General features: G+C 75.3%; 9 protein-coding genes. 3 read left to right on the top strand and 6 right to left on the bottom strand.

Features of this window, described 5'->3' with window-relative positions; genetic code table 11:
- A partial coding sequence (locus tag MPTA5024_RS03560) for a cellulose-binding domain-containing protein (RefSeq protein WP_036319819.1) occupies positions 1 to 1,279 on the top strand: 1,279 nt, incomplete at its 5' end.
- 182 nt (positions 1,280 to 1,461) lie between these two features.
- Positions 1,462 to 2,043, top strand: a complete 582-nt coding sequence (locus tag MPTA5024_RS03555; RefSeq protein ID WP_036319815.1) for a hemerythrin domain-containing protein — start codon at positions 1,462 to 1,464, stop codon at positions 2,041 to 2,043.
- Positions 2,044 to 2,109: 66 nt separating this feature from the next.
- Here MPTA5024_RS03555 and MPTA5024_RS03550 read toward each other — a convergent pair whose 3' ends face one another.
- From MPTA5024_RS03550 to MPTA5024_RS03540, 3 genes are all read right to left on the bottom strand, one after another.
- Positions 2,110 to 3,309 carry a hypothetical protein gene (locus tag MPTA5024_RS03550; protein WP_036319812.1) on the bottom strand — a complete coding sequence of 400 codons (1,200 nt, stop codon included), beginning with the start codon at positions 3,307 to 3,309 and terminating at the stop codon, positions 2,110 to 2,112.
- 186 nt (positions 3,310 to 3,495) lie between these two features.
- The gene (locus tag MPTA5024_RS03545; RefSeq protein ID WP_036319809.1) at positions 3,496 to 4,170 is read right to left on the bottom strand and encodes a DUF6766 family protein; all 675 of its coding nucleotides are present in this window, start codon (positions 4,168 to 4,170) and stop codon (positions 3,496 to 3,498) included.
- 94 nt (positions 4,171 to 4,264) lie between these two features.
- On the bottom strand, positions 4,265 to 4,636 hold the full coding sequence (locus MPTA5024_RS03540; protein ID WP_051457659.1) for a hypothetical protein: 372 nt from the start codon (positions 4,634 to 4,636) through the stop codon (positions 4,265 to 4,267).
- A gap of 126 nt (positions 4,637 to 4,762) precedes the next feature.
- Between MPTA5024_RS03540 and MPTA5024_RS41780 the strand changes: the two genes are divergently transcribed.
- Entirely contained in the window at positions 4,763 to 8,170 is a 3,408-nt protein-coding gene (locus tag MPTA5024_RS41780; protein WP_051457658.1) for a BTAD domain-containing putative transcriptional regulator, read from the top strand.
- On the opposite strand, the gene MPTA5024_RS03530 is transcribed toward MPTA5024_RS41780, so the two are convergent.
- The 3 genes from MPTA5024_RS03530 to MPTA5024_RS03520 form a co-directional block, all read right to left on the bottom strand.
- On the bottom strand, positions 8,152 to 8,946 hold the full coding sequence (locus tag MPTA5024_RS03530) for an ABC transporter permease (protein WP_036319806.1): 795 nt from the start codon (positions 8,944 to 8,946) through the stop codon (positions 8,152 to 8,154). The two genes, MPTA5024_RS41780 and MPTA5024_RS03530, sit on opposite strands and share 19 nt — an antisense overlap.
- Complete coding sequence (locus MPTA5024_RS03525) at positions 8,943 to 9,929, bottom strand: daunorubicin resistance protein DrrA family ABC transporter ATP-binding protein (RefSeq protein WP_036319804.1); 987 nt, start codon at positions 9,927 to 9,929, stop codon at positions 8,943 to 8,945. Before MPTA5024_RS03525 ends, MPTA5024_RS03530 begins: the two co-directional genes overlap by 4 nt.
- 160 nt (positions 9,930 to 10,089) lie before the next feature.
- Positions 10,090 to 11,110 (bottom strand): MBL fold metallo-hydrolase (locus MPTA5024_RS03520; RefSeq protein WP_036323004.1); only part of this gene is annotated, 1,021 nt, incomplete at its 5' end.

Raw genomic sequence — 11,110 nt, 5'->3', positions numbered from 1 at the left:
GGAGGCCCGCCCCCGGGCGTGGACGCGGGTCGCGCTCGCCGCGGCGGCGGCGCTGACGGCCGGATCGGCGGTCGCGCTGGTGCCCGGAGCGGCCTCGGCGGCCGATCCGGTCTGCCGGGTCGACTACTCCGTCAACCAGTGGACCGGCGGCTTCACCGCCCAGGTCAAGCTGACGAACCTCGGTCCCGCCGTGAACGGGTGGACGCTCCGGTGGACCGCCGGCTCAAGCCAGCAGGTGACGAACTCCTGGAGCGCCCAGGTCACCCAGTCGGGCACCACGGTCACGGCCGTGAACGCCTCCTGGAACGGCGCGCTGGCCACCGGCGCGAGCGCGGACTTCGGCTTCCAGGGCACCTGGTCGGGGTCTCTCACCGCGCCGACCGGCTACACCCTGAACGGGGTCCCCTGCGGCGGCGCCCCGACGCCGACCCCGACGCCGACCCCGACGCCGACCCCAACGCCCACGCCTACGCCTACGCCGACCCCTACGCCGACCCCGACGCCCACGCCGACCCCCACACCGACCCCCACGCCGACCCCCACGCCTACGCCGACCCCGACCCCGACCCCGACGCCCACGCCGACGGGCGGCGGCTGCCAGGGCGCCGTGGTGTGCTCGGGCTTCGAGGACCAGAACGGCACGTCCCCCGCCGGTGACTGGCAGGTCGTGTTCCCCAACTGCCAGGGCAGCGGCACCGCCGTGATCGACGCCTCCACCGCGCACAGCGGGAGCAGGTCGCTGCGGATCAACGGCGCCGGCGGGTACTGCGGCCACGCCTTCGCCGCGACCACGAAGAACGTCTCGTCCATCGCCCCCGTCGTGTACGGGCGGATGTGGGTGCGGCACACGACGGCCCTCCCGGCCAACCACATCGCCATGATCACCATGGCCGACTCGCGGGACGGCGGCAAGGACCTGCGGATCGGCGGCCAGAACGGCGCCCTGCAGTGGAACCGGGAGTCCGACGACGCCACCCTGCCGGAGCAGAGCCCCGCCGGCGTCGCCCAGAGCACGCCGCTGCCCACCGGCCGCTGGGTCTGCCTGCGGTTCCAGGTCGACACCACCCAGCAGTCGATGCGCACCTACCTGGACGACCGGGAGGTGGCCGGCCTCCACGTCGACTCCACGCCCACCCAGGACGTGGACGCCCAGTGGCTGCGCCGCACGACGGCCCCCCGGCCGACCACGCTGCGCCTCGGCTGGGAGAGCTACGGCGGCGACTCGGACACGCTCTGGTACGACGACGTGGCGCTCGGCCCCAACCCGTTGTCCTGCTGACCCGGCGGGGCCGGGCGGGGAGGGTCCCGCCCGGCCCCGCGCCCGGCGTCATCGCGCCGGGAACGGGTAGACATCCGGGCAGGCAACCGCATCGTCGACGTCATCCGTCCGCGCACACCTCCCCCCGCCGCCGTCCGGGCCGCCTCAGGCGGCCCGGGCACCGCATCCGAAGGGAGAGGGACATGACCGAGGGACGGCACCCGGTTCCCGAGCTGATGAAGGAGCCCGACGTCGTCGATCTGCTGATCCACCAGCACGGTCTGATCCGGGACTTGTTCGACGAGGTGGAGCGGGCCGCGCCCGGAGAGCGCCGCGAGCCGTTCCGGCGGCTGGTGCGCATGCTGGCCGTGCACGAGACGGCGGAGGAGGAGATCGTCCACCCCTACGCGCGGCGGCGCGTCGACGGGGGCGCCGGCATCGTCGAGGACCGGCTGCGCGAGGAGCACGAGGCCAAGCGGCTGCTCGCGCTGCTCGACCGGCAGGGCGTGGACCACCCCGACTTCATGGCCAACCTCGACCTGCTCCGCGTCGCCGTGCTCGCCCACGCCAGGGCCGAGGAGCGGTACGAGTTCAGCCGGCTGCGGGCCGAGGCCACGGCCGCCGAGCGGCGGGCCATGGCGCTCGGCGTGCGGGCGGCCCAGGCGATGGCCCCCACCCGCCCGCATCCGGGGGTGGAGTCCGCCACGAAGAACCTGCTGTTCGGCCCTCCGGCCGCCATCGTCGACCGGGCCCGCGACCTGATCCGCCGGGCCACCGGCCGCTGACCCGCCCACCAGGACTCACCACCTGCGCGTACGGCCCGGACCGCCCGACCCGGGCCGTACGGCGTCTCAGTGGGTGCGCAGGCTGTAAAGCGGATGGGTGCCCTCGGTCTCCAAGCGGTACTCCTCGCCCGACCGGGCGCGGTTCTCGTCGATGACGCGCTCGCTCGCCGGCTCGACCGCGTCGTGGATCTGCTCCTGGAACCGCTGGAACCGTTCGTGGGCCTCCTGGACGTAGCCGGTGCCGAGGGTGGTGTAGTCGATCTGGGTGGCGATCAGCTCCCGCAGGTAGTCCTTGTTCGGCTCGAAGGTGACCGGCTGGGGCAGGGCGGGGGCGACCACCTGTTCGGGGTCGCGGCCGTCGTGGCGGCGGAACAGGTCGGCGGCGATGCGCAGATGCTCCAGCTCCATGTTCAGGTGCAGCTCCCAGATCGCCTTCACCTTGGGGTCGGACTCGGTCTCCATGAACGAGTGGTACAGGTAGCACTCGTTGTACTCGTGGTTGAGCAGCTGCTCCCACCAGGTCTCGCCGGGGTCGACCAGCGACTCGTAGTGGGTGACGTGCTCCTCCTCGATGAGCCCGATCTCCTGGTACAGCTGCCGGGCGATCGGCTCCATGTAGGTCGGGCCGACGTTCATGTAGAAGTTCATCGTCTGCTGCTCCGCCGACATGATCGTCAACGCGTGGAGCTTGCTGATCGGGGCGGTCCGGTCCTTGTCGTAGTGGTCCCTGACGTTGTCGACGGGGTGCCGGTGGTGCATCTTGGTGGGCCGTCCGGGCATGACCTCGGTGAGCCGGTCGACGATCTTCTCGGCCTTGCGGTGCTCGATCATCTCGTAGAGGTTGGCGTACCGGTAGAGGTGGTCGAAGTCCTCCAGCACGCCGAACTGGTAGGCCTGCTTGAGGTAGGGGTCGGGCTCCATCCGGGCCACCCAGGCCGTCAGGTCCACGGCCACCTGCTCGTAGCCGATGGTCGTCTCCAGCACCGAGTTCAGGCCCGGCAGCAGCCAGTTGACGGCCTTCTGCTGCTGCGCCTCGACGTACCGCGTCTCCGCCATCTTCTGCCGCACCTCGAGATCCGGGCAGCGGCGGCTGAAGTGGTGGCTGAACATGACGGCCTCGATCTCGATGCCGTTCATCGTGATGATCCGGCACCGCGTGTACGGATCCGCGTGATCCGGATCGATGGGCGTCACGTTGAGCTCCCGCCAGTTGCGGATCTGGCGGTCGAGCGGGATGCCGCGCTCCTGCAGCGGGTTGAACGTCATCTCGGCTGCTCCTTCCCCCGGGCGCCCAATTGGGCTGGGCGTACCCAAAGGCCAGAACGCGACAAACCTCCCCGTGTAGCGTCATATAGCCAGGTCAGGGAGGTTTTGCCGCCCGATGTGCCGCCGTTTGGCCGCGTCCCTCAGCGCCTGCGACAGCCGAGGTCCGCGCCCGCCCGCCGCGCGCCCTCAGCGGCCCGGCGCGGGCGCGGCGTGCGGGTCGCCCACCTTCTTCGACTGCGGCGATCCCCGCTCCCTGAGGAACACGGCGAGCAGCACCATCGAGGCGACGGCCAGGAACTCGGACTGCCAGTTCTGCAACGTCCGGTTCCAGAACTCGGCGGAGGTGACGTACGCGGTCCAGCCGACCGGGTCCTCCAGCCGCGACAGCCGTTCTGCGTCGTACGCGGCCACCCCGGCGACCGACTGCGCGAGCCACGACAGCAGGAAGATCAGGCCCATCACCGCCCCGAGCGAATGGGAGAACAGGGTCAGCCGCCAGCCCCCCGCCCTCGCCCAGGCGGGGGAGTCCGCGCCGGCGTGGCGGCCCACCTTCTGGTCGGCGTCGGACTCCTGGCCCTCCTCGCCCGGGTCCTTCGACTCCGGCGACCCCCGCTGGACCAGCCACACGGTGATGAGGATGTAGAGGAAGAACTGGAGGTACTCCGACTGCCAGTTCTCCGCGACGTCCACCCCGAAGTCGGACGAGGTGACGTAGGCCGCCCACGAGATCGGCGCGCCGCCCTGCGCCACCTGCTCCTCGTTGAACGCCGCCAGCCCGGAGACCGACTGCCCGGCCAGGCTCAGCAGGAACAGCAGCAGGAAGCACAGGCCGAGGGCGTTGTCCCGGATCGCCCGTCTCACGTCCCCTACCTCCGCAGCAGGCCCAGCACGGCCACGTAGGCGAGACCCAGCGCCACCGCCACCAGCATGATCACGTACAGCGTGCGCGCCCCGTTCACGCCTCCACCTCGCACTCGTACGGCTGTCCCGCTCGTGGCCGGCAGCCGGCCGCCCGCACCCGCCAGCCGCCGGGGAACCGGTGCAGGAACACCGTGTCGCCCCCCACCCGCACCTGTGCCTCGTCCCCGTACACCTGGACGTCGCCCACCGCGCCGGCGCGCAGGCCCATCGAGAGGATCTGCGTCGCGCAGTCGTCCACCGACTCGGCCGCCCGGGGGGTGAGAAGGCCGCACGCCTCCTGCCCGCGCCCCTGGGCGGCGGCGGACAGGAACCGCGCGGCCGCACGCGCGGCCGGGTCGCCCCCCGCGGTCGCGCACCCCGTCACGACCAGCAGAAGGCAGACGACCGCCGTCGCTCGCATGCCCATGGCCGCCCACTACCCGTGGTGCGGCCGGGAAACCGGCGGCCCTCTGTCCGTTCTCACGTGTGCGCGCGGCCTGGCTGGCGGTTTGCGGCGTATGCCGGGAGATCGCTCCTGTGAGACGCTGACGGCGTGCGGATCGCGCTGCTGGGCCCGGTGGAGGCCCGGGACGACGCCGGCCTCCCGATCGAGGTCGCCGGGCTCCGTCTCCGCACGCTCCTGGCCCGGCTCGCCCTCACGCCGGGGCGCCCGGTCGCGCCGGCGGCGCTGGCCGACGCGATCTGGGGCGACGACCCGCCCGCCGGCGCGGCGAACGCCCTCCAGTCGCTCGTCTCCCGATTGCGCCGCGCGCTCCCCCCGGCGGACGCCGCGCTGCTGGAGTCCCTGCCGTACGGGTACCGGCTGCGCGTGGGGGAGGGCGACGTCGACGCGGGCCGGTTCGAACGGCTCGCCGCGGACGGCCGGTCCGCCCTGGCCGCCGCGCTGGGCCCGCGGGGTGATCCGCACGACCTCCGCCACGGCGAGCTGCGAAGGGCGGCGGAGCGGCTGGGCGACGCCCTCGCCCTCTGGCGTGGCGCGCCGCTCGCCGACCTCGGGGACGCGGCCTTCGCGTCGGCCGAGGTCGCCCGGTGGACGGAGACGCGGCTGCGGGCGGTCGAGGACCTCGCCGAGGCCCGGCTCGCCCTCGGCGACCCCGCCGCCCTGGTCGCCGAGCTGGACGGGCTCGCGGCCGTCCACCCCCTGCGCGAGCGGCTGTGGGCGCTGCGGATGAGGGCGCTCGACGCCGCCGGCCGGACGGCCGAGGCCTTGGCCGTCTACGACGACCTGCGCCGTACGCTCGCCGACGCGCTGGGGGCCGACCCCTCGCCCGAGGTGCGGGCGCTGCACGTGTCGATGCTGCGAGGAGCTCCCCGTCACCGGTCGCCGTCGCAGGCCCGGCAGGCCGCGGGCCCGAGCATGGCGCCGCCCGCCGGCCTCCCGGTGCCGCTGACCAGCTTCGTCGGCAGGGAGGAGGACCTGGCCCGCCTCGCCGCGCTCGTCCCCCGGACGCGACTGGTCACGCTGACCGGCCCGGGCGGCGCCGGCAAGACGCGGCTGGCCTGCGAGGTCGCGGCGCGGGTGGAGATGCCGGGCGGGATCTGGCCGGTCGACCTGGCCGCCGTGCACGACCCGGCCCGGGTGCCGTCCGCCGTCGCCGCCGCGCTCGGCGTCCGCGACGCCTCCCCCGACGGTGCGCGCGGGACGGTGGAGCGGCTGGCGGAGGCGTTGCGGGAGCGGCGGGCGCTGATCGTGCTGGACACCTGCGAGCACCTGGTCGAGGCGTGCGCGCGGCTGGCCGAGGAGCTGCTGGGCCGCTGTCCCGGCCTCCGGATTCTCGCCACCTCGCGCGAGCCGCTGGCCGTCACCGGCGAGGTCCTCCACCCCGTGGGCCCGCTCGCCGTGCCGCCGCAGGACGTCTCCGTGGCGGAGGCGTCCGGGTTCCCGGCCGTCCGCCTGTTCCTCGACCGGGCCGCCGCCGTGCGCCCGGGGTTCGCCCTGACCGAGGCCACGCTGCCCGCCGTCGCGGAGGTCTGCCGCCGCCTCGACGGCCTGCCGCTGGCCCTCGAACTGGCCTGCGCGCGCCTGCGGACGCTGCCGCTGGAGGAGATCGCCCGCCGGTTGGAGGACCGGTTCCGCCTGCTCACGGCGGGAAGCCGGACGGCACTGCCGCGGCACCGCACCCTGCTGGCGGTGGTGGAGTGGAGCTGGGGCCTGCTGACCGAGCCTGAGCGGACGCTCGCCCGCCGGCTCGCGGTCTTCGCCGGGGGCGCCACCGCGGAGTCGGCCGAGGCCGTCTGCGCCGACCCCCCCGACGCCCGGGTGCCGTCCCCGCTGGAAAGCCGCTCGGACGTCCAGGCGGCCTCCGGCGTTGTGGACGGTGCCCTGGGCGCGTCCGGCGTTCTGGGCGAGGTCCTGGCCGTGTCCGACATCCTGCCCGCGCTCGCCGGGCTGGTCGACAAGTCCTTCGTCGTGCTCGTGGAGCCGCCCGGAGGGCCGCCCCGCTATCGGATGCTCGACACGATCCGGGCGTACGCCGCGGCGGCGCCGTCCGCCCCGGGGGAGGCCGAGCGGGTGCGGCGCGCGCACGCCGCCCATTTCCTGGCGCTGGCGGAGGCGGCCGATCCCGCCCTGCGCACCTCCGCCCAGCTGGAATGGCTGGCCAGGCTCGGCCGCGAACGCGCCGAGCTGACGGCGGCCCTGCGCCGGTCCGTCGACGAGGCCGACGCGGGGACGGCGATCCGGCTGACGGCCGCGCTCGGCTGGTTCTGGAACCTGATGAGCGCGCACGAGGAGGCGGCCTCCTGGTTGCGCGACGCCCTGGCCCTGCCGGGCGCCGGCGCGCCGGGCACCGTGTCCAGCCGGGCCCTCGCCCGCGCGTACGCCTTCCACACGATGCACCACTTCGCCGTTCAGGACCCGCGGGCGGCCCTGCGGTCCGCGGCCGAGGCCGGACGGCTCACGGCGGCCGAGCCCGGGCTCGCGGACGACCCGATGATCGCGCTCATGTCGGTGCTCGCGGACATGCATCCGGACAACGGCCACGGCGGTGCGGACGCGCATCGGCTCGACGACCTGACGTCGAGCCGGGACCCCTGGCTCGCCGCGGCGGCCCGGCTGTTCCGCGGGCTCGCGCTGACCGCGTTCGGCGGGGCGGGCCGCGCCGCCGCCGACCTCACCGCGGCCCGGGACGCCTTCGCCGGGCTCGGCGACCGCTGGGGCACGGCCGTCGCCGTGAGCTCGCTCGGTGGTTCGCACAGCCTCGGCGGCGACCACGCCACCGCCGTCGCGGCCCTGACCGAGGGCCTGCGCTTCCTCCGGGTGCTCGGCTCAGGCGACGACGTCGCCTGGATGCTCGTGGAGCTCGGCCTGGAGCGCACGCGCATGGGGGACCTCGACGCCGCCCTGGCGGACCTCGAGGAGGCGGAGACGTACGGGCGGGCCCGGCGCTCACCGGTGCTCGCGCTCTCGGCGCGAACCGGGCTGGGGGACCTGGCCCGGGTCCGCGGCGACCTGCCCGCGGCGCGGGCCCTGCTGAGCGCCGCCCTCCGCGATCTCCACGGCGTCGCCGGTGTTCCGGGCCAGCTGCGGGCGCGGGCCCTCACCGCCGCCGGCCGCGTCCGCCTCACGGACGGCGACCTTCCCGGAGCCCGGGACCGCGTGACCGCGGCGCTGGCCGTGGCCCGGACGGCGGGCGAACGGCCGGTCGTGGCCGCGGCGGTCGAGGGGCTCGCCGAGGTCGCCGAGGCCGAGGGCCGTCCCCGGGAGGCGGCCCGGCTGCTCGGCCTCGCCGCGGCGGTGCGGGGAGCGCCCGACCTGGGCAGCCCCGACGCGCGGAGGACGGAGGCCGCGGCCCGGGCCGCCCTGGGAGATCGCGCCTACGACGCCGCCTACTCCGCCGCGGCGGCCCTGGACCCCGACGCGGCGTACGCGGTCACGGCGGCCCTCGGTCCGGACGAGCCGTACGCGGGTGCGGAGGACCCTCAGGTCCTGCGGCGGTAGGCCAGGATCGCGAGCGGGGCGAACACCGCGAGGACGGCCGCGGTCCACAGCAGGGAGTCCCGGATGTGAAGGCCGGCCGGGGCGCCCGTCACCAGGGCGCGGGCCGCCTCGGACACCCGGGTCACCGGGTTGATCCGCACCCAGCCGCCCAGCCAGCCGGGGAGGTCGGCGGTCGGCACGAACACCGTGCTGCCGAACGTGAGCGGGACGGTCACCACGAAGACGAACCCGCCGATGGTCTCCGGGCCGCGCGCCAGCAGCCCGGCCAGCGCGGCCGCCCAGCACATGGCCAGCGAGAACGCCAGCACCAGCGCGCACGCCCCCAGGACGGGCAGCGGCCCCGCATGCGGACGGTATCCGAGGACGGCTCCGACGACCGCCACCACGGCGAGCGTGACCACGTTCCGCACGGCGTCGCCGAGCACCCGCCCGATCAGCGGCGCGGCCCGCGATATGGGCAGGCTGCGCAACCGGTCGAAGACGCCGGAGCGCAGGTCGGAGTTGAAGCCCAGCGCGGTGTTCATCGAGGCGAACACCAGCGCCTGGACGGCCACGCCGGGAAGCACGTACTGCAGGTACGCGTGCCAGTCCCCGGCGACCGCCTTGCCGAACAGGAACGTGAACAGCAGCACGAACGTGATCGGCATGAGCGACAGGTCGAGCAGCTGGTCGGGCGAGTGCCTGATCTTGAGGAGGCTCCGCCAGGCGAGTGTCAGCCCCTCCCTGGCGATCCGTACCGGCGCGGCCGGCCGGGACGCCATGGACGTCGCGGTCATCGCACCGCCCCCTCGTCCGCGGCACGCCCGCGCGGCCCGCCGGTGAGCGCGAGGAACACCTCGTCCAGCCCGGCCAGCCGCAGGCCGAGCTCGGCCACGGGGACGCCCGCCCCGTCGAGCCGCCGAGCGACCTCCGCGAGCACCTGCGCCCCCGACCTCCCGGGCTCCACCGGGGCCGACACGAGGCCGTCGGCGGCCTCCCGCACCGGCGCGGCGCCCCCGGCCTCCGCGACGATCGCGGCCACCGCGGCCGCCGCCGCGCGGTCGGCCGGTCGCACGTCGAGCGTCTGGCCGCCGGTCCTCGCCTTGAGCTCGGCGGGGGTGCCTGCGGCGACCACCCGGCCGTGGTCCACGACGACCACCTCGTCCGCGAGCCGGTCGGCCTCGTCGAGGTACTGGGTGGTCAGCAGGACGGTCATGCCGTCGGTCACCAGGTCCCGCACCAGGTCCCAGACGTCGCCGCGCGAGCGGGGGTCGAGCCCCGTGGTCGGCTCGTCCAGGAACAGCACCCGCGGGCGGCCGATGAGGCTCGCGGCGAGGTCGAGCCGGCGGCGCATCCCCCCGGAGTACGTCCGCACCGCGCGCCGGGCCGCCTCGGCCAGCCCGAACCGGTCGAGCATCTCGCCGGCGCGCCGTCGCGCCTCCGCCCGGGTCAGGCCCAGCAGCCGGGCGACGAGGACCAGGTTCTCCTGACCGGTCAGGTCCTCGTCGACGGCCGCGTACTGCCCGGTCAGCCCGATCAGCTCGCGCACCCGCTGCGGCCGCCGCACCACGTCGAACCCGCCGACGCGCGCCGTGCCCGCGTCGGGGCGCAGCAGCGTGGCGAGGACGCGGACCACCGTCGTCTTGCCCGCGCCGTTGGGCCCGAGCAGCCCGAGCACCCGGCCCGGGGGAAGGGAGAGATCGACCCCGTCGAGCGCGGTCGTCTCCCCGTACCGTTTCACCAGGCCCTCGGCCTGGATCGCGTACGTCGCGGAATCCATGCGGCCAACGATCGCCGGGGGCGCTGACACCGCGCGCACACGCCGCTGTCACCGCGCGCGGCCCGCCCGCACGCCGCTGTCACCGCGCGCGGCCTGCCGCATGCCGCTGACACGGCGGGCACGCCGCCGTGCCGGAACGGCGGAGCGGGGCGGCGGCGAGTCAGGCGATCGTCTGCCACCAGCCGTCGACCGGCGGCGGGTCGCCGGCCGCGACGCGCTGGCCGGGGCGGGGCACGACGAGGCGGACGCCCCGGTCCTTCGCCTCGCGCCACAACCGGTCGACGGGGTCGCCCCAGGCGTGGGCCGACAGGCTGAACGTCCCCCAGTGCACCGGCAGGAGCAGGTCGGCCCGTACGTCGACGTGGGCGAGGATCGCCTCCTCCGGCGTCATGTGGATGTCCGGCCAGCCGGCGCTGTAGGCGCCGATCTGGATCACCGACAGGTCGAACGGCCCGTGCTCGGCGCCGATCTCGGCGTACCCGTCGAAGTAGCCCGAGTCGCCCGTGTAGAACACCCGGCGGCGCTCGCCCGCGATGACCCAGGAGGCCCAGAGCGTCCCGTCGCGGCGGAACGCCCGTCCGGAGAAGTGGCGGGCGGCCGTCGCGACGAACCGCAGGCCGCCGACCACGGCCTCCTCGTCCCAGTCGAGCTCCACGATCCGGGAGGCCGGCACCTTCCACCGTTCGAGGTGGGCGCCGACGCCCAGCGGCACGAGGAACGGCGCCGACTGGGTGCGGACCAGCTCCCGCACGGTCGCCATGTCGAGGTGGTCGTAGTGGTCGTGGGAGATCACGATCGCGTGGAGCTCGGGCAGCTCGTACAGGGGGACCGGCGGCGGGTGGAGGCGCCGGGGACCGGTGAAGGAGACAGGGGAGCAGCGCTCGCTCCAGACCGGGTCGAGCAGCACCCGCCGCCCCTCGATCTCCACGAGGACCGACGAGTGGCCGTACCAGACGGCGTCGAGGTCGCCGCCGGACGGCGAGCCGGGGGTGGCGAGCGGCACCGGCAGGCGCGGCCTCTTGGGCTCCCTGCCGAACAGCAGGTCCCGGATGACCTGACGCCGCACGCCCGGGGGCAGGATCGGGCTCGGCTGGGTGTTGCGGAACGCGCCGCCGCGGAACTGCCGGGAGCGGCGGACGCGCCCGGCGCGGTCGCCGGACGGGCGCGCCCCGAGGGCCGCG

Origin of the sequence: Microbispora sp. ATCC PTA-5024 (assembly GCF_000511135.2) — a bacterium.
In the GTDB taxonomy this organism is placed as follows: Bacteria; Actinomycetota; Actinomycetes; order Streptosporangiales; family Streptosporangiaceae; genus Microbispora; species Microbispora corallina.
The sequence above is the reverse complement of the archived record's forward strand: the minus strand, read 5'-3'. Positions and strand labels throughout refer to the sequence as shown.